Here is a 23,827-nt window from a genome sequence, read left to right as displayed (position 1 = left end):
GGGCGATGGTGCTGCACCTGCTGGCCGAGAAGGGCGCGCTGGATGCGGGCCGGGTCCGGGTGCGGACGCTCACCCTGCCGGACACGTACCAGGACCACGACAAGCCGGAGAAGATGTACGCCGAGGCCGGCCTCGATGCCGCAAGCATCGTCAAGGTCGCCACCGACACGCTTCCTGAGCGGAAGGAAGGCCGTTCGCGGTTGCGTCTGGCCTGAGGCATCGCGGCGCGAGAGGTCCCACCGTCTCCCCTCGGTCTGACTGTCTGACGGAAATTCGGAAGGTCCTCACGCCCCTGTACCGCCGTTGTGAGCGAGGCGAAGCAACCCAGGGCATCGGGCCGGGTCGGAACGGGGCGGATCCCTGGATTGCTTCTCCGCGCCCGCGATGACGGGGGAGTGCCGGCACATCCCCCATTGCGGGGCGGCTGCGCTGTCCCGCAACTTGCCGCCCCGGCGGTTCGATGACACAAGCGCTGCGCTGCGGTATCCCCCGCCGCCGCAGCATGGCGTGATGATTCAAACGAGCGATGGCTGAGGCCACCCCCACCGGCCGCATCGAGGCCGGCCCCGTGCTGATCACCGGCGCGAGCGGCTTTCTCGGTTCGGCCCTGGTCGACGTGTTCCGCCGGGCCGGCTTCCCGGTGCGCGTCCTCGTGCGCGCCACGAGCCCCCGCACCAACCTCACGTGGCCCGACGTTGAGATCGTCACAGGCGACATGCGCGACCCCGCCTCCGTCGCGGCGGCGATGCGCGGCCAGCGCTACCTGATCCATGCCGCCGCCGACTACCGCCTGTGGGCACCGGACATGGAGGAGATCGTCCGCACCAACCGGGACGGGACCCGGCTGATGATGCGGGCGGCCCTCGATGCCGGCGTCGAGCGGGTGGTCTACACGTCGAGCGTGGCCACGATCCGCCCGCCCGCGGATGGTGTGACGCCCTCCGACGAGACCATGCCCCTGACGCCGGAAACCGCCATCGGCGCCTACAAGCGCAGCAAGGTCGTGGCCGAGCGCGTGGTGGAAGAGATGGTCGCCCGCGACGGGTTGCCGGCGGTGATCGTGAACCCCTCGACGCCCATCGGCCCCCGCGACGTGAAGCCGACTCCCACGGGGCGGATCATCCAGGAGGCGGCGCTGGGCAAGATGCCCGCCTTCGTGGATACCGGCCTCAACCTCGCCCATGTGGACGACGTGGCCCACGGCCACCTCCTCGCCCTGCACGGGGGCCGGATCGGCGAGCGCTACATCCTCGGCGGTGAGGACGTGTTCCTGTCGCAGATGCTGGCCGACATCGCCGGCATGGTCGGCCGCAAGCCGCCCACGGTGAACCTGCCCCGGGCCGTGGTCTATCCGGTGGCCTTCTTCGCCCAGCTCGCCGCGCGGTTCACCGGCCACCAGCCCTTCGCGACGATCGACGGCATCCGCATGTCGCGCTACCGGATGTTCTTCTCCGATCGGAAGGCGCGGGCCGAACTGGGCTACACGGCGCGTCCGTATCGCGAAGGCCTGTCCGACGCGATCGACTGGTTCCGGGGTGCGGGATACCTGAAATGACCAGCCTCGACAGCGCCAGCGCCACCCGCTCCGGCAAGGGCCACCGGGACGAGAACTTCCCCGTTGCCTCGCACCTGATCCACCCGCGCCACCGCGGGGCGATCCTGGCCTTCTACAACTTCGTCCGTGCGGGCGACGACGTGGCCGACCACGCCGACCTTTCCCCCGAGCGCAAGATCGCCCTCCTCGACGGCCTCGCGGACGCCCTGACGGGGGCGGGCCCCGCCGACCCGGAGGCCGCGCCCCTGAAAGCCGAGCTCGCGGCCCGCGGCCTGCCGCCCCGCCATGCCCTGGAGCTGCTCGACGCGTTCCGCATGGATGCGCGCAAGAACCGCTACGCCGACTGGGACGAGCTGATCCACTATTGCCGCTACTCGGCCATGCCGGTCGGCCGCTTCGTCCTCGACATCCACGGCGAGGACCCGGCCCGGGTCTGGGGGCCGTCCGACGCGATCTGCGCGGCGCTCCAGGTGATCAACCACCTGCAGGATTGCGGGAAGGACTATCGCGACCTCGACCGGGTGTACCTGCCGCAGGATTGCCTGGACCGGCACGGCGCCACCGTCGCCATGCTCGGCGAGGCGAAGGCGCCCCCCCCCCTCCGGGCGGTGTTCCGCGAGCTGGCGCAGAAGTGCCTCGGCCTGCTGGACGAGGGCGCGCGCCTGCCCGACCTGATCGACGACACCCGCCTGTCCCTGGAGATCGCCGTCATCCACCGCCTCGCGGTGGTGCTGTCCGAGGGGCTGCTGGAGCGCGACCCGCTCTCCGAGAAGGTCCACCACGGCAAGGCGGCCTTCGCCCTCTTCGCCCTGCGCGGGGCCGCCGCGACCCTCGCCCGGCGCCCGTTCCGTGGGCGGATCGTCCGCGCGGCCATTCAGGGAGCCCCCCGTTGAGCGCCACCGCGACGCCGGCCGCCGCCGGCGAGGCCGAAGCCCCCGCCCTGCCGGCCGCGGGCTCTTCGTTCTATATCGCCATGCGCCTGCTCCCGAAGGAGCGGCGGGAGGCGATGTACGCCGTCTACGCCTTCTGCCGGGCGGTGGACGACGTGGCCGACGACGGCGGCCCGCGGGAGGTGCGCCGGGTCGAACTCGACCGCTGGCGGGCCGATATCGACGCCCTCTATGCCGGCCGGCCGGTGGCCCGGACCCGCGACCTCGTCGGGCCGGTGGCGCAGTTCGGCCTGAAGCGCGAGGATTTCCAGGCGGTCATCGACGGCATGGCCATGGATGCGCAGGAGGATATCGTCGCCCCCGACGAGGCCACCCTCGACCTGTACTGCGACCGGGTCGCGAGTGCGGTGGGGCGGCTGTCGGTGCGGATCTTCGGCATGGCGGAGGCCGACGGCATCGAGCTCGCGTGGCATCAGGGCCGGGCGCTGCAGCTCACCAACATCCTGCGCGACATCGATGAGGATGCCGAGCGGGACCGCCTCTACCTCCCGCGGGAGAAGCTCGCGGGGATCGGCCTCGAGAACCCGACGCCGATGCAGGCGATCATGCATCCGCGCATCGGCGAAGTCTGCGCCGCCGTCGCCCGGGAGGCCGAGGCGCATTACCGGGCGACCTGGGAGATCATCGGCCGCAACCCGCGCAAGGCCACCAAGGCGGCGCGCCTGATGGCGGGGGCCTACCACCTCTACCTCAAGGCGGTGGTCGCCCGCGGCTGGACGCCGCCCCGGGCCAGGGTGAAGCCGGGCAAGCTCCCGCTGATCCTCGTCGCCCTTCGCCACGGTCTCGTGTGATGGCAACCGTCCACATCGTCGGCGCCGGCCTCGCGGGCCTGTCGGCCGCCGTCGCCCTGAGCGGGACCGGCAGGCGGGTGGTCCTGCACGAGGCCGCCAAGCAGGCCGGCGGGCGCTGCCGCTCGTATTTCGATCCGGCCCTCGGCCTGACCCTCGACAACGGCAACCACCTCCTGCTCTCCGGCAATGCCGACGCCCTCGGCTTCCTGCGCGAGGTCGATGCCCCGGCGGACGCCCTCGTCGGGCCGGACGAGGCGGCGTTCGATTTCGCCGACCTCAAGTCCGGCCAGCGCTGGACCCTGCGGCCCAATGCCGGGCGGCTGCCGTGGTGGGTGCTGAGCCCGTCGCGCCGGGTGCCGGGCACCCGCGCCCGCGACTACCTCGCGCCGCTCGGCATCCTCCGCGCGGCCTCCGGCAAGGCCGAGGGCGCGGGCGGGACGATCGGCGAGAGCATGGAATGCTCCGGGCCGCTCTACGAGCGCCTGTGGCACCCGGTGCTGCTGGCCGCCCTGAACACCGAGCCCCGCGACAGCGATGTCGGGCTCGCCGCCCGGATCCTGCGGGAGACGCTCGGGGCGGGCGGGCGGGCCTGCAGGCCGATGGTGGCGGAGAAGGGCCTTTCCTACGCCTTCGTCGATCCGGCGATCCGCACCCTGGGCGAGCGTGGCGCGGACATCCGCTTCGGCCGGCGGCTGCGCGGCATCGAGGCGGCGGGGGATCGGGTGACGGCCCTCGTCTTCGCGGACGGGCCGGAGACCGTCGGCGCCGACGATTCGGTGGTCCTCGCCCTGCCGCCGTGGGTCACCGCCGACCTGTTGCCCGAAATCCCCACGCCGCGGGAGTTCCGCTCCATCGTGAACGCCCATTTCGCGGTGGTTCCGAAGCCCGGCAGCCCGCTGGTTCTCGGCGTGGTGAACAGTCTTACGGAGTGGCTTTTCGCCTATTCCGACCGCTATTCCGTAACGATTTCCGGTGCGGACCGCCTCCTCGACGTGCCGCGGGAAGACCTCGCGCGGCAGATCTGGGGGGAAATCGCAACTCTCGGCAATCTTGCGCCGGAACTGCCTGGCTGGCAGATCGTCAAGGAGAAGCGCGCGACATTCGCAGCGACGCCGGCCGAGGCCGCGCGGCGGGCGCATGCGCGCACGCGGCACGCGAACCTCGTTCTGGCAGGCGATTGGACCGCCACGGGCCTGCCATCGACGATCGAGGGGGCGATCCGCTCCGGCAAGACGGCCGCCCACACGCTGATGTGTGCGGCATCACCTGCGCGCGGCGCAGCTTGAGGCATGGCGGTTGCAGCGCCGCGACCGTGAGGCGAGGACCGATGAGAGAGGCCGTGAAGAAAGTAGAGGCGCTGCAGCGTCCGAAGACCCAGGACATCACATTGGAAGCCGTCGAGCGCAGCGTCGGCGCGGCAACGCGCGCCCTGGGCGCCCTGGCCCACCGGGACGGGCATATCTGCTTCGAGCTCGAGGCCGATGCCACCATCCCCTCCGAGTACATCCTGTTCCACCATTTCCGCGGGCATCCGCCGGCCGCGGACCTGGAGCAGAAGATCGGCAACTACCTGCGCCGCACGCAGGGGCCGCATGGCGGCTGGGCCCTCGTCCACGAGGGGCCGTTCGACATGAGCGCGACGGTGAAGGCGTATTTCTGCCTGAAGATGATCGGTGAGGACATCGAGGCGCCGCACATGCGCCGGGCCCGCGAGGCGATCCTGGCCCGCGGCGGCGCGGCCAACGCCAACGTGTTCACCCGGTTCATGCTCGCCCTCTACGGCCAGGTGCCGTGGCGGGCCGTGCCGGTGATGCCCGTCGAGATCATGTTCCTGCCGAAGTGGTTCCCCTTCCACATCGACAAGGTGAGCTACTGGGCGCGCTGCACCATGGTGCCCATGTTCGTCCTGCAGGCCACCAAGCCGCGGGCGAAGAACCCGCGCGGCATCGGCGTGCAGGAGCTGTTCGTGACCCCGCCGGAGAGCGTCCGCTCCTGGCCCGCCTCGCCCCATGCGACGTGGCCCTGGACGCCGATCTTCGGCTTCATCGACCGCATCCTCCAGAGCACCGAACACCTGTTCCCCCGCCGCCCCCGCCAGCGGGCGATGGAGAAGGCCCGCGCCTGGGTGAGCGAGCGCCTGAACGGTGAGGACGGCCTGGGCGCCATCTTCCCGCCGATGGTCAACTCGGTGCTGATGTACGAGATCATGGGCTACACGCCCGACCACCCGCAGGTGAAGGTCGCCCTGGAGGCGATCGAGAAGCTCGTCGTCATCAAGGACGACGAGGCCTACGTGCAGCCCTGCGTCTCGCCGGTCTGGGACACGGCCCTGGCGAGCCACGCCTTCCTCGAGGCCGGCGGCCCGGAGGCGGAGGCCATGGCCCGCGCCGGGCTCGACTGGCTGAAGCCCCGTCAGGTGCTCGACATCGTCGGCGACTGGGCGGCGCGCAAGCCGAAGGTCCGGCCGGGCGGTTGGGCGTTCCAGTACGCCAACGCCCATTACCCCGACCTCGACGACACCGCCGTCGTGGTGATGGCCATGGACCGGGCCATGCGCCAGCACGGCCTCGTGGCCGGCATGCCCGACTACAAGATGGCCATCGCCCGCGCCCGGGAATGGGTCGAGGGCCTGCAATCGGCCGATGGCGGCTGGGCCGCCTTCGACGCCGACAACAACTACATGTACCTGAACCACATCCCGTTCTCGGATCACGGGGCGCTCCTCGACCCGCCGACCGCGGACGTGACGGCCCGGGTGGTCGGGATGCTGGCGCAGCTCGGCGAGACCCGCGAATCGTGCCGTGCCCTCGACCGGGGCGTGAACTACCTCCTGAACGATCAGGAGGAGGATGGGTCGTGGTACGGCCGCTGGGGCATGAACTTCATCTACGGCACGTGGTCCGTGCTGAACGCCCTGAACGCGGCGGGCATCAGCCCGGTCGATCCGCGGATCCAGAAGGCGGTGTCGTGGCTCATCCGCATCCAGAATCCGGATGGCGGCTGGGGGGAGGACGCCTCGTCCTACAAGATCGACCCGGCCTTCGAGCCGGGCTCGTCCACCGCGTCCCAGACCGCCTGGGCGCTGCTCGCTCTCATGGCGGCGGGAGTGACGGACGATCCGGCGGTCACGCGGGGCATCAACTTCCTCACCCGCACACAGGATGGCGACGGGCTCTGGAGCGAGGAGCGCTACACCGCGACGGGTTTCCCGCGGGTGTTCTACCTGCGCTACCACGGCTACCCGAAGTTCTTCCCCCTCTGGGCTCTGGCGCGCTACCGGAACCTGAAGCTCAGCAACACCGGCCGCGTCGCCTACGGGATGTAGGCGACGGCCCTCGCCGCCTTCCCGCGCATCAGCCACGCAATCCAGGGTCCGCGCCGCGTGGCGGTGGCCCGCTATCCTGGATTGCTCCGCTCCGCTCACGATGTCGCTGAAGCAGGCGGGCGAGAAGGCCGCGGCCGGTGGGGCGGTTTCCGCCGCCGGGCGGGACGACGCGGGCGGTGTCCTTTGTTAAGACGGCCTTCACCCGCCCGGTGGGCGGCCCCCTCGACCGACGTCTCCCGTGTCATCCTCCGATAACGATCCGCCCCGGCCCCGGCGCATGCCCGGCACGCTCGCGGGCCTGATCCAGCCCCGCGCCATGATCGATCCCTCAGCCCCCGTCCTCGCCGTGACCGGCCTCGGCCGCGAGCGCCGCATCGCCGGGGGGGCTGGCGTGGAGGCCGTCGGCGCGGGGGGCGATCCCGCCCGCCTGCGCCTGCTCCTCGACGCGCGGACCCTGCCGGGTTGCCGGGCCGTGGTGAGCTTCGGCATCGCGGGCGGGCTCGATCCCACCTTGAAGCCGGGGGACGTCGTGGTCGGCACCGGCATCGCCACCGCCGACGGGCGGAGGCCCGCGGACCTCGACGCCGCCGCCGCGATGGTCGGCCTCCTCGCCGGCCTCTCGAACCGGGTGATCTCGGCCGACCTCGCGGGCGTCGATGCCGCCGTGCTGGCGGTGGCCGACAAGGCGGAGCTGCGGGAGCGGACGGGCGCCGCCGCCGTGGACATGGAATCCCACGTGGCCGCGGCCTTCGCCGGGCGCCATGGCCTGCCCTTCGCCGCCCTCCGGGTGATCTGCGACCCCGCGGACCGGGCCCTGCCCGCCTTCGCCGCCAACGCCCTGACGCCCGACGGCGAGCCCGACATCCGAGGCGTGCTCTCGGCCCTGGTCTTCGGCCGGGCGAGAATCGGCGACCTCATGCGCCTCGGCCGGGATTCGAACGCCGCCTTCGCCGTTCTGGCCCGCTGCCGCCAAAGTCTGGGCGCCGGCCTCGGCTTTCCCCCGCCGCCAGCCCCCCAAGCCTGAGACCGTCTCCGGTCGGGCCGTTCGGGGGCGCATCGCGTGGCCCCATATAAAAAGGCGCCGGTCGGGGAGACCGGCGCCAGTCGGGGGGAATACCACGAAAGGGGGCGGGCCCCTGGACGGGCCCGCCCGGAGGACGAGGCTCAGCCGGCCTTGCCGAGGGAGATCGCCACGAAGCGGGTCTGCCCCTTGGCGCTCTTCACCCGCATCAGCACCGCCTTGCGGCCGCTGCTCTCGGCCGAGCGCACCTGGGCCACCACGTCCGAGGGGCTGGAGACCGACTGGCCGCCGACGTCGAGGATCAGGTCGCCCTGCTCGATGCCCTTCGCCGCGGCCGGGCCATCCGGATCCACCTGCACCACCGCCACGCCCTGGTCGGCGAGGCCGACCTGGGCGGCCGGGGCGAGGCCCAGGCCGAGGCGCACCTGCCCCGTCCCGTCCTCCTCACGGGCCGCCACCTTGGTGCCGTCCGTGGGCATGGTGCCGAGGGTGACCGACGCCACGTCGGACTTGCCGCCGCGCAGGTAGCTCAGCTCGACCTTGGCGCCCGGCTTCATCGAGGCGATCCGGCGGGAAAGCTCGCGGGCGCTGTCCACGGTCTCGCCGTTGACCTTCTCGATGACGTCGCCGGACTTCAGGCCGGCCTTGGCGGCGGGCGTGCCGTTCTCGGCGTGATCGACCAGGGCCCCCTTGGCCTTGTCCAGCCCCAGACCCTCGGCGATGTCCTGCGTCACCGGCTGGATCTGCACGCCGAGGTAGCCGCGGGCGACCTTACCGTCGGTGCGGAGCTGCTCCACCACCGCCTGGACCGTCTCGGCCGGGATGGCGAAGGCGAGGCCGACGCTGCCGCCCGAAGGGGAGGCGATGGCGGTGTTCACGCCGACCACCTCGCCGTTGACGTTGAAGGTCGGGCCTCCGGAATTGCCCTTGTTGATGGGCGCGTCGATCTGGAGGAAGTCGTCGTAGGGGCCGGCGCCGATGTCGCGGCCGCGGGCCGAGACGATGCCCGCCGTCACCGTGCCGCCGAGGCCGAACGGGTTGCCGATGGCCACCACCCAGTCACCCACCTGCGGTGCGGCCTTGCCGAACTGCACGTAGGGGAAGTTGCTGCCCTCGTTGATCTTCAGGAGCGCCACGTCAGTCTTGGCGTCCTTGCCGATCACCTTGGCATCCAGGGTGCGGCCGTCATCGAGGGTGACCTGCACGCTCTTGGCATGGTCCACGACGTGGTTGTTCGTCACCACGTAGCCGTCCGCCGAGATGATGAAGCCCGAGCCGACGGCGCCGCGGCCGCCACGGTGCTGGGGCTGCGCGTTGGGGCCGTTCTCCCCGAAGCGCTTGAAGAACTCGCGCAGCTGCGGCGGGACGTTCTGGAGGTTCTGGCCGTTGCCGCCGCCGTCCTCGTCGTCGCCCGCCGAGTCGTCGAGCTTCACCTTCACCGAGACGACGCCGGGCTTCACCTTGTTGACGATGCCGGCGAAGGAGCCCGGCGGATGCTCCGGCGCCTCGATGGGCGTCTTCGGCAGGGCTTGAGCGAAGGCAGGGGTCGCGGCCGGCAGATAACCACCCCCGACGGCCCCGCCGGCGATCAGCGCCGCGGCGGCGACGGAGGCGAGGGCACGGCGGGAGTAGCGGCGGGCGGTACGGGGGTCGGTCATGGGGCTCTCACACCTCGGAAGGATCGGGACGACGCCTTGGGCGGCCGTCGATGGGTCCTTGTAAGGGGCGAGCCCTCACCCCGGTGTGGCGGGCAGATTACCGTTTTGTCAGGTGGCGGGGACGCCGCCCGGTGGGATGGCTTTCACCGCGCGGAATCATCCAGCGTGAGGCCCCGCCCTGAACCAGGGTTCCGGGGCCTCGCGCCGGGCACCGGGTGCGCCGGATCAATCCCCGCTCAGGCGGGCCAAGGCCTCGTCGATCTTCACGAGGCGCGCGCTTTCGGCCTCGCGGCGCTCGCGGTTCTCTTCGATGATCTCCTCGGGGGCGCGGGCGACGAAGTCGGCGTTGGCGAGCTTGGCGTCGACCTTCTTGATCTCCCCCTCCGCCTTGGCCTTCTCCTTCTTCAGCCGTGCCACCTCGGCGGCGAGGTCCACGATGCCTTCGAGGGGAAGCGCCGCGACGCTGCCGCGCACGAGGAGCTGCACCGACTTGGCCGGCGGCGCATCGGCGAAGCCGATCTCCGACAGGCGGGCGAGGCGCACCAGCGTCTCCCGCCACGCCTCGACCCGCGCCCGCACGGCGGGATCGGCCCCGACGAGGACCAGGGGAATCTGTGCGCCGGCCGGGACGTTCGTCTCCGACCGGGCCGAGCGGATCTGCCCGATGAGGTCGACCACGAAGCCCACTTCGGCCTCGGCGGCCGGGTCTGCGAGCCCGGCGAGGTCAGGCCAGGACGCCAGGGCGAGGAGGCCACGCCCCTCGATCCCCTCACCCTTGATCCCCCACAGCTCCTCGGTGAGGAACGGCATGAAGGAGTGCAGGATCTTGGCGACCTGATCGATCAGGAAGGCGACGCTCGCCTGGGTCTCCGCCCGCGCGGCCGGATCGACCCCCTCCCCCTGCAGCACGGGCTTGGCGAGTTCGAGATACCAGTCGCAGAAGATGTTCCAGGTGAAGCGGTAGGCCGCGTTGGCGGCGTCGTTGAAGCGATAGGCGGCGAGCGCGGCCTCCACCTCGGCGACGGTGCGGGCGGCCTCACCCAGGGCCCAGCGGTTGATGGCGCCGCCGATCGTGCGCGGATCGAAGGCCGGATCGAGCCGGCAGCCGTTCAGCTCGGCGAACCGGGCGGCGTTCCACAGCTTCGTCGCGAAGTTGCGGTAGCCCTGCACCCGGTCGGTGGAGAGCTTGATGTCGCGGCCCTGCACGGCCAGGGCGCAGAGGGTGAAGCGCAGGGCGTCGGCCCCGACCTGCTCGATGAGGTCGAGGGGATCGACCACGTTGCCCTTCGACTTCGACATCTTGGCGCCGGAGGCGTCCCGCACCAGCGTGTGCAGGTAGACGGTGTCGAACGGGACCTCGCCGGTGACGTGCAAGCCGAGCATCATCATCCGGGCGACCCAGAAGAACAGGATGTCCTTGCCGGTCACCAGGGTGTTGGTCGGGTAGAAACGCGCGAGCTCGGGCGTCTTGTCGGGCCAGCCGAGGGTCGAGAACGGCCACAGGCCGGAGGAGAACCACGTGTCGAGGACATCCTCGTCACGGGTGAGCGAGACGGCGCGGCCGTGCTTGGCCTGCGCGGCGGCCAGCGCCTGCTCCTCGCTCTCGGCGACGAAGATACCGCCCTCGGCATCGTACCAGACCGGGATCTGGTGGCCCCACCAGAGCTGGCGCGAGATGCACCACGGCTCGATGTTGGTGAGCCACTGGAAGAAGATCTTCTCGTAGTTCTCGGGCACGAATGTCGTCTTGCCGTCGCGCACGGCCTGCATCGCCCGCTCGGCCAGTGGCTTGACGTTCACGTACCACTGGTCGGTCAGGTAGGGCTCGATCACGACGCCCGAACGGTCGCCGTGCGGCACCATATGCGTGTTGGGCTCGATGGTGCGCAGGCGCCCGCGCTCCTCCATGAGCTCCACCACGCGCTTGCGCGCCGCCGCCCGGTCGATGCCGTGCAGGGCGAGCGCCTCCGCCTCCGGCGAGACGCCGGCAAGGAACGCCTCGTTGCCCGCCAGCAGCATCTGCCCCTCGGGATCGAGGATATTGATCATCGGCAGGGAATGCCGGCGGCCGACCTCGAAGTCGTTGAAGTCGTGGGCCGGGGTGATCTTGACCGCGCCGGTGCCCTTCTCCGGGTCGGAATAGCTGTCGGCGACGATGGGGATGAGCCGGCCGACCAGGGGCAGGCGCACGAACTTGCCGACGAGGGCCGTGTAGCGCTCGTCCTCCGGATGCACCGCCACCGCCGTGTCGCCGAGCATCGTCTCGGGCCGGGTCGTGGCCACCGTGACGACCTCACCGGTCTCGGCCCCGGCGGCGTCCACCACCGGATAGTCGAAGTGCCAGAGATGGCCCTTCACCTCGACCTGCTGCACCTCAAGGTCGGAGATCGCCGTCTGGAACCGCGGATCCCAGTTCACGAGGCGCTTGTCGCGGTAGATCAGCCCGTCCCCGTGGAGATCCACGAAGGTCTTGAGCACGGCGCGGCTCAGGCCCTCGTCCATGGTGAAGCGCTCGCGCGTCCAGTCGCAGGAGGCGCCCAGCCGCTTCAGTTGCTCCACGATGGCGCCGCCGGATTCGGCCTTCCAGGCCCAGACCTTCTCCAGGAACGCCTCGCGGCCGATCTCCCGCCGGCCCGGCTCCCGGCGCTCGGCCATCCTGCGCTCGACCACCATCTGGGTGGCGATGCCCGCATGGTCGGTGCCCGGCTGCCACAGCACGTCGCGCCCGCGCATGCGCTCGAAGCGGCACAGCACGTCCTGCAGCGTGTTGTTGAGGGCGTGCCCCATGTGCAGGGAGCCCGTCACGTTCGGCGGCGGGATCACGATGCAGTAGGGTGCGGCGCCGGCCCGCTCGGGCCGCCCGGCCCGGAAGGCGCCGGCCTCTTCCCACGCGGCGCGGATGCGCGCCTCGACGGAGGCCGGATCGAAGGTTTTGTCCATCATCGCGCGTGTCGGGCCGGAAGCGGGCTGTCCCCAGGGATCGAGCCTCGCTTTCGGCCGTCAGGACGCCCGCGTCAACACGGGAGGATCAGCGCCCGCGGGAGACCCGCTCGATCTCGGCCCGCACGAGGCGCTCGACCACCACGGGCAGGTTGTCGTCCAGCCACGATTTCAGCATCGGCCGAAGCATGTCCTGCACGATGTCTTCCAGGGTGCGGGCATTGCTGGTGAGGACGGTATGGGCCAGCAGGTTGAAGGCGTTGCCGACGCTGGCATCCGTCGCCGCCGAGATGAGACGCTCGGCGGCGGGCGCGGGCGCGGGACGGGGCGCGGGGGCCGGCTCGACCCGCGGTGTGGGCGGCGGCTCGGGCGCCCTGGCGGCGGGCTTCGGCGGGGGCGAGGGCGCGAACTCCTCGGGCTCCTCGGCCAGATCCTCGAAGCTGATCTCGTCCAGATCGAGGGGGGTCGGCTTGGGCGCCGGGGGCTCCGGCGGCCTCACCAGGGCGATCGGCGGCGCGGGCGGCGGAACCGGCTCGGCGGCCTCGGCGAGGTCGAGGATGTCATCGATGTCGGCGGGCTCCGGTTCCGGCTCGCTCGCCTTCGCCCCCTGATCGTCGGCGATGATGCGCCGGATGGAGGCGAGAATCTCCTCCATCGACGGCTCGTGCGCCTTCTCGCCAGCCTTGTCCTGAACCTGGGGGCTTGCTGCACTCATGACGACGGCGCGCTCGGATGCGAAAGAGACCGGAAGGCGGCCCGCTGTGGACCGCAACTCAGTATTTCACGGCGCTGAGCTACGACAAGCGTGCGGACAGCACAGTCCTCGGGAAAAATCGACCGTCGGCCAGAAACGGCCGGCCGCTCACCGCCCGTCGGGCGTGCGCAGGCCGAACCACAGATCCTTGACCTGATCGTAGTGGATCTTCGCGCTGTAGGGTTCCACCGGCAGGGACGTGAAGCGGGCGGTCAGCTGCCCCATCGCCTGCACGACGCCGTACGAGTAGATCACCCGGTCGCGCTGGGCGACGATCAGGTTCACGCGGGAGTTCAGCAGTTCCTGCTGCGCGTTGAGGACGTCCAGGGTCGTGCGCTGGCCGACCCGGGCCTCCTCGCGGACGCCGTTCAGGGCGACCTCGTTGGCCTGGACCTGCGCCTGGGCGGCGATGACCTGCGCCTTGGCCGCCTCGAGCCGTCCCCAGAAATCGACGATCTGCGCCCGGACCTGGTCGCGGATCTGATCGACCTGGATCCGGTACTGGCCCACCAGCTCCTTCTGCTGGCGCACCTGGGCGTAGACCTGACCGCCCTCGTAGATCGGGATCGACACCCGCCCGATGATCGAAGCGGTGACGCCGGAATCGCCGGGGAACGTGGTGTCGTAGCGTTGGGAGACGCTGCCCTGCACCGTCGCCTGCGGGTAGAGCTGGCCTTCGAGGACCTTCACCTGCGCCTCGGCCGCATCCAGGGCGTGGATGGACGAGATGATCTGCGGGTGCTCCTGCAGGCCGGTGGAGATCGCCGCGTCGAGGCTGCCCGGCACGTACCGGTCGAGGGGGCGTCCCGGGGCAAGGGAGCGCGGTTCGACGCCGATGTTCTGGCGATAGATGCCGATGGAGGTGCGCAGGGAGGATTCCGCGCTGCTCACCTGGGAGCGGGCACCCGCGAGGCGGGCCTCCGCCTGCGCCACGTCCGTCCGCGTGACTTCGCCGACGTTGAAGCGGTCGCGGGTCTGGCGCAGCTGCTCTTCCAGCACCTCGACGTTGTTGCGGTTCAGCTCCAGCGTCGCCGTGTTGCTCAGGACGTTCATGTACGCCTGAACGGCATTGTACAGGATCGTCAGCTCGGTGAAGCGCAACGTCTCGCGCTGACTGTACACAGTCGATTCGGCGCGGCGGACGTTGTTGTCGGTCTGGAAGCCGTTGAACAGGTTCTGGCTGATGACGAGGCCGGCACCGCCCGGCGTCAGCGTCTGGTTGAGGGTGGCACCGGTGAACCGCCCATCGGTGTACTGCGTGCCCACATCGGCGCTCAGGGTCACCGTCGGCCGGTATCCGGACTGGGCGATGGCCACGTTCTCATCGGTGTACCGGGTGGTGGCCCGGCTGGCGTTCAGCTGCGGGTTCCCGCGGTAGGCCCGCGCCAGGGCCCCCTCCAGCGTCTCCGCGTTCGCCGGCATGGCCGCCAATACCGCGGCGACCGCCGTGGCGGCGAGGCCGGCACGGCGATACGCGGAGCGGATTTTCGGCACTCGTAGACTCACAGTGCTCAATCCTCGCGGCCCTCGATGTCTCGGATCTCCGCTGCGTTCGCAGCGACCGTGCGTTGATACGCACCCGTCCGAACAAGCCCGCCCTAGGGTGACCTTAGCCGGAAGTCGTTAATTCGGCACGGCCTGTCGGGGCCGCCGGGCCGGATTCATCGGAGGGTGGCGCATAAAGGCGACACTCCCCTCAGCCGGCTCAGAAGGCGAAGGAGGCTTCGGCAGCGAAGGCCGACAGGCCCGGCAGGGAGGCGTCGAAGAGCGGGCGCGATCCGAAGGCGTCCCCCGCGCGCACGAAGACCGTGACCTTGGCGCCCCGGTCGGGACCGAGGACGCAGACGAGCCGGCCGTCGTCCTTGAGCTGATCGAGAAGGGCCTGGGGACGGGTCTCGACGCGGCCATTGATCAGGATCGCGTCGAAGGGGCCCTCCGCCGGGGCACCCGCCCGCAGCGGCCCCTCGACCACCGAGGCCTTGCCGGCCAGGCGCTCCTGGGCGGCCGTCACGAGGTCGGGGATCGAATCGAGGGCGATGACCGTCGCGCCCAGCTGCTCCATCACCGCGGCGGCGTATCCGTAGCCGGTCGCCACATCGAGGACGCGGGAGCCGGCCTTCAGCTTCAGCGCCTGGATCATCCGCCCGAGGACCATCGGCGCCGGCGTCACCCGGACGTCGCCCTCCACCGCGCCCAGCCGGAGGGGCTGGTCGATATAGGCGAAGGGCTCTTGGTTCTTCGGGACGAAGGACTCGCGCGGCACCGAATCAAAGGCGTCGAGAACGGCGTTGTCGTTCACGTCGAAGGTCCGCAACTGGCAGTCGACCATCATCCGCCGCGCCTGCGCGTAATCGAGCATCGGATACCTCGTCCCCGGACCGGTCGGTCGGCCGCGCCGCAGTCGATCGACGCAAGCTTGAGCCTTCGCGGCGGGTTTTCGAAGATCGACCGGCAAAAGGCAAGGACGCGGTGGTCGCCGGCACCGCGATGCGGGATATCCTCAGAGGCCGAAATACGAATCGTGGCGATCTTCGGCGCGGGGCACCAGCGACTCGGCTGAGCGCAGGGGCAGGCCGGTGGCGAGGGCCAGCACCAGCTGCGCCAACCCGGCGATGGCCGCACGGCCCGCTCCGGTTCGATCCTGACAAGCATTCATGGTGGTGCACCCCCGACGAGATCTCTCATCTGGGGCGTTTTTCGCAGCGCACCATCCGGGGTTACATCGACAGGGGCGTCCGGCGTGCGCGGCCACACCCGGGCCCCGGCTCAGCCCTTCACGGGGGCCCGCTTGTCGAGCCAGCCGGACAGCCAGTCGGCGATCTCGAGGCTGTTCTTGTCCTGCATCAGCATGTGCGAATTGCCGTGGATGCCGATCTCGGGGAGCAGGATCAGCTCGGCCCGTCCCCCGGCCGCGTTCGCCGCGGCGACGAAGGCGCGGCAGAGCTTCAGGCGCGGAGCCCAGCGGGACGACTGGTCCACGTAATCCCCGAACAGGACCAGGATCGGCAGGTCCTTGTAGGGCGCGAGGTCGTCCTTGGCCGGATCGGGGCAGGCGGCCGGCTCGATGGCGACGATCGCCCGGATCCCGGACCTGTCGAGGGCGGCCGTCTGGAACGGATAGATGCCCGACTGGGAGTGGGAGACGAGCACCGCGGATTTGAGGCGCTTCGCCAGCTCCGAGAGGGCCGGCACGGTGGGGTTCGGCACCGGCAGCGAGGCCGACCAGTCCGGCACCATCTGCTTCCAGAACTCGGCCTGCGCCTCCAGGGGAAACTGCATCCCCGCAAACACCTTCGGGAATTCGGGGCCGAACCGGAAGATCGTCCAGGCGGGCTCACGACCGGCGGAGAAGACCGCCGGGAGGGTATCGGGGTTGGCCTTGCCGCTCTTCACGGCGTTGATCGCAGCGGGGCTACCCGCCGAACGGCCGCGCCAGGATTGATCGATGACGTAGGTCGGAAAGCCCTGGCGGACGAAATACTCGTCCCAGCCCATCCGCCCGTCCGGCGTGGTCTCCCAGGTCTTCCCCGTCAGGCAGCAGCCATGGATCAGGACGAGGGGCGTGCGGGTTGGCGAGACCGGGATCTGGTACCGGACGTAGACCTGATCGACCGTGATGGTCCCGGCCGCGGCGTAGGCGGGCAGGGTCGAGAGGGATTCGGACGCCACGTCCCGGCCGCCGACGAAGAAGCTGCCCTGGGCCGAGATCGTGAGCGGCGGCGGCGGCGCCTCCGCGGCGGTGGCCGGAACCGACGCCGCGGCGAGGGCCGCCAGACCGAACAGGGCGCGCAGCATCAGGGTCACCGTTCTCGAACCTCGCCTGGCCCGCCCTGCCCGTGGGGGCGGCGGAACCGATGCGGGATCCGGATCGCCCGCATGCCCCACATGCCACGAACCGGCCGGGATGGGCGAGGGGCGTCTCGGCCGTTCCACGGGAGATCGGCCGACCCCGTCGTTCCGGTCCCCCGCGGAATCCGGTCTCCCCGCCGTGGGGGAGACCGGTGGCGGCGTCAGGCGTGGGCCGTGTCGTCCTCGTCGATGTCGACGAGGAAGACGATGTCGGCCTCGTCCTCTTCGTCCTCGCTCGGCTCGGCATCGGCGTGGCGCGGGTCGTCCACGAAATCGCCTTCGCCGTCATCTTCGGCGAGGGCGTCCTCGAAGACCTCGATCTCGTCCTCGTTGGCGGGCCGAACCGTCAGCGCGGCCTTGCCGTCCCAGAGCGGCTTGCCGCCGCTCGTCATCGTCCGGATGTCTTCCTTGAAGCCGTCGCAGGTGAACAGGTCTTGGGCCGCGGCCTCATCGCTGTTGATGACCGCGACAGCCGTGCCCTCGATTTCCAGGGTGAACATGGCCGGCATCCTCTCTTCAGACCGCGCCTGCACGCTCCCGGGCGGGCCGCGTGATGCGGCTGCCCTCGGGAGGCGTGTCGCCGCACGCGGCTCCTGTAGGGGCGAAGCCGCCGCGGGCCAAGCCCGGCGCAGACGAGTTCATGCGCCGGCGGAGCCTTGCTCCGTCACTGGGTCAGGCGCCGGCGCCCCGCGACACCGCCCGCTTGACCACGCCCTGCACCTCCGGATTCGACAGGAACAGGTCGTGGTTGATGAGGCCGCCGCCGTAGTCGGACGCGTCCGCGACCCGCACCCCGAGGGCTTCGAGCTTCGCCCGGTCGGCCGCTCCCGCCCGCGTTCCTCCGGCGATGGCCGCCGAGAGTTCGAGGGCGCGGTCGTTGGTGGAGGAGATGACGGTGATCTTCGCCACGTCCGGGCCGAGCCGGGCGACGCCGTTGGAAAACAGGTCGAAATCGATGTCCGGCGCCGCCAAGACCACCGCGCCGATCCGCGCCATGGCCGATTCGCCCGCCTCGGCCCGCAGCATCCTGATGGTTTCGAGCGTCAGGAGCGTTCCCATCGAGTGGGCGACGATGAAGATGCGCCCCCCGCTCGGCGCCGCCGCCAGGGCCTTCAGCAGATCCTCGAAGGCATCGCGCGACCACATGGCGCTCTCGCGGTCGTAGGCATAGTCGAAGGTGGCGGCGGCCGAGGGCCATGTGAAGAGGGCGGAGACCCCCTTGAAGCGGATGCCGTCCGAAAGGCGGGCCGCGCTGACCGCCGCCGAATCGAACGATTCGCGGTAGCCGTGGACGTAGATGAGCACGTCGCGGCCGAGGGCGGCCTGGGTGAAGGCGTCCGCCGCGCCGGGCCCGGACTCGACCTTCGGCACGGCGCCCACGGTCCAGTCGCCGGTGATGACCGCCGAGACCTTGCCGAGCAGGGAGCGGTCGGGCGGCGAGAGCCGTACCTCGGCGAAGCTCAGGCCCTTGCCGCGGTCCGACGAGAACCACGGCGGACGCGGGGGATTGCCGACCGGCTTGCGCGTGGTCGCCACGAGCAGCACCGGCATCACATCCAGGGCCGACTGCTTCTCGGGAAGCGCCGCGCCCGATCCGAGATCGTCGGTGACACAGCCTCCGAGGGAGGGGGCGATGCCGGCCGCGGCCGCGAAGGCGCCGGCACGGAGGAGGAAGCGGCGTGAGGGAGGGCGGGGCAACATGATCCGCGAGGTGCTCGAGCGGCCGCGCCGCCCTTGAAGCGGAACCGTAAGCTGAGGATCGTGACCAAGGCGGGGCACGGGCGGTCATTCTGCGGCCACCGGGACGGCCAGTGCCGTGGCGGCCATGGGCGAATCACCGCGCGTGGTGCGGAAAATCACCTACGCCCGCCTCGACTTGCCGAAGCCGCGCGGCGGTCCGCCTCGCCTTAACCTTACGGCGCGATCGCCGCCGGTCCGGTCGCCTGCGACCTTCAGAGCCTGTCCCCCGCCGCGCTTTCCCAGAACCGGTTGAGGGTGCCCCCTCGACGCCGGGCCCCGCCCCGGCCATGAAAGGGACATGGCTGCTGCGCTCGACATCGACTCCCTCAAGGAACGGCTGCTGGCCGGCGACCGGGCGGCGCTGGCCCGCGCCATCACCCTGGTGGAATCGAAGCGGGCCGACCACCGGGCCGCGGCCGCGTCCCTGATCGACGCGGTGCTGCCGCAGACCGGGAACGCCATCCGCGTCGGCATCACCGGGGTGCCGGGGGTCGGCAAGTCGACCACGATCGACGCCTTGGGCTCGAACCTCACCGCCGCGGGCCACCGGGTCGCGGTGCTGGCCGTCGATCCCTCGTCGTCGCGCACGGGCGGCTCGATCCTCGGCGACAAGACCCGCATGGCCCGCCTCTCGCACGACCCGAAGGCGTTCATCCGGCCCTCACCCTCCTCCGGCACCCTGGGCGGCGTGGCGGCCAAGACCCGGGAGACCATGCTGCTCTGCGAGGCGGCGGGCTTCGACGTCATCCTCGTGGAGACGGTCGGCGTCGGCCAGTCGGAGACCGCGGTGGCGGACCTGACCGACTTCTTCCTCGTGCTGATGCTCCCCGGCGCGGGCGACGAGCTGCAGGGAATCAAGAAGGGCATCCTCGAACTCGCCGACATGATCGCCGTGAACAAGGCGGACGTGGGCGAGGCCGAGGCGCGGGCCAGTGCGGCCGCCTCGGAATACCGCGCGGCGCTGCACATCCTCACGCCGGCCTCGGCGACCTGGACGCCCCCCGTCGTCACGATCTCCGGTTTCCACAACCTCCGCCTCGACGCCCTCTGGGCGAAGATCGTCGATCACCGCGAGAAGCTGACGGCGACCGGCGAGATCGCGGGGAAACGGCGCGGCCAGGACGTGAAATGGATGTGGGCGCTCGTGCATGAGCGCCTTCACCAGCGGCTCGTCGGCTCGGCTGAGGTGCGCCAGAAGACGGCCGAGGCCGAAGCCGGTGTCGGCCGCGGCGAGGTCTCGCCGGCCGCCGGCGCGGCGAGGATCGCGGAGCTGATCGGCCTGTAGCCCCTCCCATCCGAGCCGACTACGGGAAGAAAATCACCCCGCAGCGGTGAACAAACGGCGTCTCGCGCGTTCGGTGGACGCAGGCGCCGCGCGTCCGCACGGGCGGCGCAGAAGGCCGCGTCGAGGAGAGTACCATGGTGGATACTGATCGGATCGTCGGGGGAGCCAAGGAGGCACTCGGCAAGGTGCAGGGCGCTGCAGGCGATGTTGTCGGGTCGAATCGCGACTCGGTGGAGGGTCGCTTCCGCGACGCCCAGGGCCAGGCGCAGAACGCCTACGGACAGGCCAAGGACACCGCCCGCGACGTGGCGGACCGCGCCTCGGACTATGCGAGCGATGCCTACGACCGGGCCGGCGACTACGCCAGCGACGCCTACGAGCGCAGCGGCTCGTACCTGCGCGAGGGCCGGGCTGCCGTCGGCGCCCGCGTGGAGGAGAACCCGATGGTCGCCCTGCTCATCGCGGGCGCAGTCGGCTACGGCCTCGCCCTGCTGGTGCACGGGCGCCGCTGACTGGAACGACGGCCCCGCCACACCGGCGGCGGGGCCGACATTGTCGTCACTGCGCGGTCCAGCCGCCATCCATGGCGAGGTTCGCGCCCGTCATCTGGCTGGCGGCATCGGAGCAGAGGAAGACCGCGAGGGCGGCCACCTGATCCACGGTCACGAATTCCTTGGTCGGCTGCGCCTTCAGCATCACGTCTTCGATGACCTGCTCCTTGGTCAGGCCCCGGGCCTTCATCGTGTCCGGAATCTGCGCCTCGACCAGGGGGGTCCAGACGTAGCCCGGCGAGATACAGTTCACCGTGATCTTGTGCGCCGCCAGTTCCAGCGCCGCGGTCTTGGTGAGGCCGGCGATGCCGTGTTTGGCCGCCACGTAGGCGGACTTGAACGGCGATGCGACGAGGGAGTGGGCCGACGCGGTGTTGATGATCCGCCCCCAACCCCGCGCCTTCATACCGGGGATCGCCGCCTTCATGGCATAGAAGGCGGAGGAGAGGTTGATCGCGAGGATCTGCTCCCACTTCTGCCCGGGGAACTCTTCGATCGGCGAGACGAACTGGATGCCGGCGTTGTTGACGAGCACGTCGACCGAGCCAAAACGCGCCACCGCCTCCTGCACCATCCCGTCGATCTCGGCCGGCTTGGACATGTCCGCGCCGGAATAGTGCGCGCGCACCCCGAAATCCGTCTCGATGGCGCTGCGCTCACGCTCGATCGCCTCGGGTTTGCCGAACCCGTTGATGACGATGTCGGCGCCCTGGGCGGCAAAGGCCCGGGCGATGGCCAGGCCGATGCCGCTCGTCGAACCGGTGACGAGGGCGGTCTTGGTCTTCAGCGTCATGGCAACCTCCGGGACGGCGGGGGGGCGAGTCAGGCGAGATCTCCGTGCAGCACTTCGCCGAACCGTAGGGTGATGTCCACGGTCATAGCCCGCCCGGGGGCGGGACCTCGCGGCGCCGTCACGTCGTCACTCCCCCTCCGGCAGGTGCCTCTGGATGAGCGGAAGGGTGATCTCCACCCGCAATCCGGGGCCGTTATCGGCCAGACGCAACGTCCCCCGGTGGAGGCGCACCACGGCGTTCACCAGGCTCAAGCCGAGGCCGAACCCCGGGCGCGAGCGCGACTTCTCCAGCCGCACGAAGCGCGTCAACACGTGCTCCCGCTCGTCGTCCGGGATTCCGGGGCCGTGATCGGCGACGCTGAGATGCGCCAGACCGGGCCTCGCCTGCACCGTGATCACGATTCGCCTGGGCTCGCCCCCGTCGGGCGTCCCATATTTCAAGGCGTTGTCGATGAGGTTGGCCAGGGCCTGTCCGATGAGCTCGCGGTTCGCCTCGATGATCACGTCGGCGCCGGCCTGGACTTCGATGGAGAGGCCGTTGTCTTCGGCCAGGGCCTCGTAGAGTTCGCCGACGCCGTGGGCGGTCGCGCCGAGATCGAGGGGGGCCATGATCTCGCCGGCACTGCCGGCCTCCAGCCGCGCGATCGTCAGAAGGGCATTGAAGACACGAATCAGCCCGTCGCCCTCATCGATCACCCCCTCCAGCGCGGCCCGCAGCTCCTCCGGGGTGGATGCGCTGCGCAGGGCCGCGTCGGCGTGGTTGCGCAGGCGGGTCAGGGGAGTCTTGAGGTCGTGGGCGATGTTGTCGGAAACTTCGCGCATCCCGCGCATGAGCTCGCCGATGCGCTCCAGCATCTGGTTGAGGTTCAGGGCTAGGCGGTCCAGTTCGTCGCCATTGCCCGACACGGCGAGGCGATCATCGAGGTCGCCCGCCATGATCGCGCGGGTGGTCCGCGTCATGGCATCGACGCGGGCGAGCACCCGGCTCGCGGCGAGCCATCCCCCGATGATCCCCAGGATGATCACAGCCGCCAGGGACGAGGCGAAGGCCCGCCCGATCACCGCGCGGAGCCGGTCCCGTTCCTCGGTGTCCCGTCCGACCAGCAGCCTGAACCCACCCGGTAGGGTGAAGACCTGCACGATGGCGAAATGCTCTTCCGCATTCGCCTCGCCCCGTCCGTAGCTGACTTCGCTCTGCCCCGGTTTGGCCAGCACCGCCGCCGGCACGGAGGCGACGTTGCCGACGACGTGGTCACCGTTGGCGGTGGTCACGAGATACAGCGAAGCGCCCGGTTCGCGGGACCGGCGCTCGACCACGCTGATCAGTCTCCGAAGGCCGCCGCTGTTGTATTGCTCCGAGAGTCCGTTGATCTCGGCGTCGATCGTGGAGACGATCTGATCGTCCAGCACGGCCCGGGCATTCCACGCCACATAGCCCAGGGCCAGGAAGGCGCAGATGGCGAAGACGGCGAGATAGGCCAGGGACAGCTTGAACGCCGTCGTGCGGAACAGCTTCGACACCCGCGCGGCGGCGGATTCCCGCGGGCCGGCCTCGCCCTCCGGTGAGGATGCGATCACACCGCCCCACCTTCCTCGGCCCGCAACACGTAGCCGGACCCGCGGACCGTGTGGATCATCGGATGGGCGAACCCCTTGTCGAGCTTGCTGCGAAGCCGGGAGACGTGGACATCGATCACGTTGGTCTGGGGGTCGAAGTGATAATCCCAGACATGCTCCAAAAGCATCGTCCGGGTGACCACCTGGCCCGCATGGCGCATGAGATATTCGAGCAGGCGGAATTCCCGCGGCTGCAGGGGAATGTCCTTCCCGCCGCGGCTGACCCGGTGGGACAGGCGGTCGAGTTCCAGATCCCCGACCCGGTAGCGGGTGTCCTCCGCGGTGCCGGAGGCTCCCCCCCGCCTGCGTGCCAGGGCTTCGGTCCGAGCGAGGAGTTCGGAGAAGGCGTAGGGTTTCGGCAGGTAGTCATCCCCGCCGGCGCGCAGTCCCTTCACCCGGTCGTCCACCTGCCCGAGGGCGGAGAGGATCAGCACCGGCGTCGCGATTCCCTGTTCGCGCAGGGAGCGGATCACCGACAACCCGTCGAGCTTGGGCAGCATCCGATCGACGATGAGCACATCGTAGGCCCCCTCGCTGGCGAGGGCGTATCCATCGAGCCCGTTCTCCGCGCTGTCGGCCGTGTGGCCGAGCTCCCGGAAGGCTTTGACGATGTAGGCGGACGCGTCGCGATCGTCCTCGATGACCAGAAGGCGCATGACCGGGCCTCTTAGCCCACGCGGCGATGTTGCGGAATGCGGCTCGGCGAGCATGCCCCCTCCCCTGCCCCGGAGATTCCGGGAAAGGGAGGACGATGGCGCCGCGGGCCTTACGGGTGCATCGCCGCCACATGACGACTTGGTCATCCATGGCCGGAAGCACAAAAAAGCCGCCCCGGAGGGCGGCTCTTTCGTTCATCGTCGTGAGAGGGAATGGAGATTTGCGTTGTGCGGGTCTGGCGGCGACCGACTCTCCCGTGCCTTGAGGCACAGTACCATGGGCGCTGGCGTGTTTAACGGCCGAGTTCGAGATGGGATCGGGTTCTGGGCACGCCGCTCGAG

The 23,827-nt window shown here is 70.4% G+C and carries 20 protein-coding genes, 1 rRNA gene and 1 pseudogene; 9 read left to right on the top strand and 13 right to left on the bottom strand.

The window, feature by feature from the left end:
* From MKK53_RS00390 to MKK53_RS00360, 7 genes and pseudogenes are all read left to right on the top strand, one after another.
* Window positions 1-215: pseudogene (locus MKK53_RS00390) on the top strand (1-deoxy-D-xylulose-5-phosphate synthase); the annotation flags it as partial.
* A gap of 311 nt (window positions 216-526) precedes the next feature.
* A complete protein-coding gene (hpnA, locus tag MKK53_RS00385) occupies window positions 527-1,555 on the top strand; it encodes a hopanoid-associated sugar epimerase (RefSeq protein ID WP_243925833.1) in 1,029 nt (342 codons plus the stop codon).
* Entirely contained in the window at window positions 1,552-2,448 is an 897-nt protein-coding gene (gene hpnC / locus MKK53_RS00380) for a squalene synthase HpnC (RefSeq protein ID WP_243925831.1), read from the top strand. Before hpnA ends, hpnC begins: the two co-directional genes overlap by 4 nt.
* Window positions 2,445-3,296: a presqualene diphosphate synthase HpnD gene (hpnD, locus tag MKK53_RS00375; protein ID WP_243925829.1), complete on the top strand. Its 852-nt coding sequence runs from the start codon at window positions 2,445-2,447 to the stop codon at window positions 3,294-3,296. Before hpnC ends, hpnD begins: the two co-directional genes overlap by 4 nt.
* Complete coding sequence (hpnE, locus tag MKK53_RS00370) at window positions 3,296-4,582, top strand: hydroxysqualene dehydroxylase HpnE (RefSeq protein ID WP_243925827.1); 1,287 nt, start codon at window positions 3,296-3,298, stop codon at window positions 4,580-4,582. The genes hpnD and hpnE overlap by 1 nt, the downstream gene beginning before the upstream one ends.
* A 41-nt stretch (window positions 4,583-4,623) precedes the next feature.
* Window positions 4,624-6,621: a squalene--hopene cyclase gene (gene shc, locus MKK53_RS00365; protein ID WP_243925825.1), complete on the top strand. Its 1,998-nt coding sequence runs from the start codon at window positions 4,624-4,626 to the stop codon at window positions 6,619-6,621.
* A 316-nt stretch (window positions 6,622-6,937) separates the two neighbouring features.
* A complete protein-coding gene (locus MKK53_RS00360; RefSeq protein ID WP_409564247.1) occupies window positions 6,938-7,645 on the top strand; it encodes a phosphorylase in 708 nt (235 codons plus the stop codon).
* A 140-nt stretch (window positions 7,646-7,785) separates the two neighbouring features.
* Here the strand turns inward: MKK53_RS00360 and MKK53_RS00355 are convergent, their stop codons facing one another.
* The 9 genes from MKK53_RS00355 to MKK53_RS00315 form a co-directional block, all read right to left on the bottom strand.
* Window positions 7,786-9,300 carry a Do family serine endopeptidase gene (locus MKK53_RS00355; RefSeq protein WP_243925823.1) on the bottom strand — a complete coding sequence of 505 codons (1,515 nt, stop codon included), beginning with the start codon at window positions 9,298-9,300 and terminating at the stop codon, window positions 7,786-7,788.
* A gap of 225 nt (window positions 9,301-9,525) precedes the next feature.
* Window positions 9,526-12,243, bottom strand: coding sequence for a valine--tRNA ligase (locus MKK53_RS00350; RefSeq protein ID WP_243925821.1), 2,718 nt, complete (start codon window positions 12,241-12,243; stop codon window positions 9,526-9,528).
* An 85-nt stretch (window positions 12,244-12,328) separates the two neighbouring features.
* Complete coding sequence (locus MKK53_RS00345; RefSeq protein ID WP_243925819.1) at window positions 12,329-12,955, bottom strand: PopZ family protein; 627 nt, start codon at window positions 12,953-12,955, stop codon at window positions 12,329-12,331.
* A gap of 147 nt (window positions 12,956-13,102) precedes the next feature.
* Window positions 13,103-14,479, bottom strand: a complete 1,377-nt coding sequence (locus MKK53_RS00340; RefSeq protein ID WP_409564246.1) for a TolC family outer membrane protein — start codon at window positions 14,477-14,479, stop codon at window positions 13,103-13,105.
* Between the two features lie 220 nt (window positions 14,480-14,699).
* Complete coding sequence (locus tag MKK53_RS00335) at window positions 14,700-15,353, bottom strand: protein-L-isoaspartate O-methyltransferase family protein (protein ID WP_243925815.1); 654 nt, start codon at window positions 15,351-15,353, stop codon at window positions 14,700-14,702.
* Between the two features lie 141 nt (window positions 15,354-15,494).
* A complete protein-coding gene (locus tag MKK53_RS00330) occupies window positions 15,495-15,650 on the bottom strand; it encodes a hypothetical protein (RefSeq protein ID WP_243925812.1) in 156 nt (51 codons plus the stop codon).
* 110 nt (window positions 15,651-15,760) lie between these two features.
* Window positions 15,761-16,789, bottom strand: a complete 1,029-nt coding sequence (locus tag MKK53_RS00325) for an esterase (protein WP_243925835.1) — start codon at window positions 16,787-16,789, stop codon at window positions 15,761-15,763.
* 215 nt (window positions 16,790-17,004) lie between these two features.
* Window positions 17,005-17,343, bottom strand: a complete 339-nt coding sequence (locus MKK53_RS00320; protein ID WP_243925810.1) for a hypothetical protein — start codon at window positions 17,341-17,343, stop codon at window positions 17,005-17,007.
* A 172-nt stretch (window positions 17,344-17,515) separates the two neighbouring features.
* Window positions 17,516-18,544, bottom strand: coding sequence for an alpha/beta hydrolase (locus tag MKK53_RS00315; RefSeq protein WP_243925808.1), 1,029 nt, complete (start codon window positions 18,542-18,544; stop codon window positions 17,516-17,518).
* A 337-nt stretch (window positions 18,545-18,881) separates the two neighbouring features.
* Here MKK53_RS00315 and meaB point away from each other — a divergent pair, with 337 nt between their 5' ends.
* Both meaB and MKK53_RS00305 read left to right on the top strand, forming a co-directional pair.
* Window positions 18,882-19,868, top strand: coding sequence for a methylmalonyl Co-A mutase-associated GTPase MeaB (meaB, locus tag MKK53_RS00310; protein WP_243925806.1), 987 nt, complete (start codon window positions 18,882-18,884; stop codon window positions 19,866-19,868).
* Between the two features lie 134 nt (window positions 19,869-20,002).
* Entirely contained in the window at window positions 20,003-20,380 is a 378-nt protein-coding gene (locus MKK53_RS00305) for a CsbD family protein (protein WP_243925804.1), read from the top strand.
* A gap of 46 nt (window positions 20,381-20,426) precedes the next feature.
* Here MKK53_RS00305 and MKK53_RS00300 read toward each other — a convergent pair whose 3' ends face one another.
* From MKK53_RS00300 to rrf, 4 genes are all read right to left on the bottom strand, one after another.
* Window positions 20,427-21,212, bottom strand: coding sequence for a 3-hydroxybutyrate dehydrogenase (locus MKK53_RS00300; RefSeq protein ID WP_243925802.1), 786 nt, complete (start codon window positions 21,210-21,212; stop codon window positions 20,427-20,429).
* 126 nt (window positions 21,213-21,338) lie between these two features.
* Window positions 21,339-22,790, bottom strand: coding sequence for a sensor histidine kinase (locus MKK53_RS00295; RefSeq protein WP_243925800.1), 1,452 nt, complete (start codon window positions 22,788-22,790; stop codon window positions 21,339-21,341).
* On the bottom strand, window positions 22,787-23,485 hold the full coding sequence (locus MKK53_RS00290) for a response regulator transcription factor (RefSeq protein ID WP_243925798.1): 699 nt from the start codon (window positions 23,483-23,485) through the stop codon (window positions 22,787-22,789). Before MKK53_RS00290 ends, MKK53_RS00295 begins: the two co-directional genes overlap by 4 nt.
* Before the next feature lie 234 nt (window positions 23,486-23,719).
* Window positions 23,720-23,827, bottom strand: a 5S ribosomal RNA gene (rrf, locus tag MKK53_RS00285); the annotation flags it as partial.

The organism is Methylobacterium sp. J-076 (assembly GCF_022829405.1).
In the GTDB taxonomy this organism is placed as follows: domain Bacteria; phylum Pseudomonadota; class Alphaproteobacteria; order Rhizobiales; family Beijerinckiaceae; genus Methylobacterium.
Note: the sequence above shows the minus strand (reverse complement) of the source record. Positions and strands in the feature narration are given on the sequence as shown.

Excerpts from the sequence above, each read along its gene's own strand:
- hpnA (WP_243925833.1), top strand. The coding sequence starts at position 527 with ATGGCTGAGGCCACCCCCACCGGCCGCATCGAGGCCGGCCCCGTGCTG.
- hpnC (WP_243925831.1), top strand. The coding sequence starts at position 1,552 with ATGACCAGCCTCGACAGCGCCAGCGCCACCCGCTCCGGCAAGGGCCAC.
- hpnE (WP_243925827.1), top strand. The coding sequence starts at position 3,296 with ATGGCAACCGTCCACATCGTCGGCGCCGGCCTCGCGGGCCTGTCGGCC.
- shc (WP_243925825.1), top strand. The coding sequence starts at position 4,624 with ATGAGAGAGGCCGTGAAGAAAGTAGAGGCGCTGCAGCGTCCGAAGACC.
- MKK53_RS00360 (WP_409564247.1), top strand. The coding sequence starts at position 6,938 with ATGATCGATCCCTCAGCCCCCGTCCTCGCCGTGACCGGCCTCGGCCGC.
- MKK53_RS00355 (WP_243925823.1), bottom strand. The coding sequence starts at position 9,300 with ATGACCGACCCCCGTACCGCCCGCCGCTACTCCCGCCGTGCCCTCGCC.
- MKK53_RS00350 (WP_243925821.1), bottom strand. The coding sequence starts at position 12,243 with ATGATGGACAAAACCTTCGATCCGGCCTCCGTCGAGGCGCGCATCCGC.
- MKK53_RS00345 (WP_243925819.1), bottom strand. The coding sequence starts at position 12,955 with ATGAGTGCAGCAAGCCCCCAGGTTCAGGACAAGGCTGGCGAGAAGGCG.
- MKK53_RS00335 (WP_243925815.1), bottom strand. The coding sequence starts at position 15,353 with ATGCTCGATTACGCGCAGGCGCGGCGGATGATGGTCGACTGCCAGTTG.
- MKK53_RS00330 (WP_243925812.1), bottom strand. The coding sequence starts at position 15,650 with ATGAATGCTTGTCAGGATCGAACCGGAGCGGGCCGTGCGGCCATCGCC.
- MKK53_RS00325 (WP_243925835.1), bottom strand. The coding sequence starts at position 16,789 with ATGCTGCGCGCCCTGTTCGGTCTGGCGGCCCTCGCCGCGGCGTCGGTT.
- MKK53_RS00320 (WP_243925810.1), bottom strand. The coding sequence starts at position 17,343 with ATGTTCACCCTGGAAATCGAGGGCACGGCTGTCGCGGTCATCAACAGC.
- MKK53_RS00315 (WP_243925808.1), bottom strand. The coding sequence starts at position 18,544 with ATGTTGCCCCGCCCTCCCTCACGCCGCTTCCTCCTCCGTGCCGGCGCC.
- meaB (WP_243925806.1), top strand. The coding sequence starts at position 18,882 with ATGGCTGCTGCGCTCGACATCGACTCCCTCAAGGAACGGCTGCTGGCC.
- MKK53_RS00305 (WP_243925804.1), top strand. The coding sequence starts at position 20,003 with ATGGTGGATACTGATCGGATCGTCGGGGGAGCCAAGGAGGCACTCGGC.
- MKK53_RS00300 (WP_243925802.1), bottom strand. The coding sequence starts at position 21,212 with ATGACGCTGAAGACCAAGACCGCCCTCGTCACCGGTTCGACGAGCGGC.
- MKK53_RS00290 (WP_243925798.1), bottom strand. The coding sequence starts at position 23,485 with ATGCGCCTTCTGGTCATCGAGGACGATCGCGACGCGTCCGCCTACATC.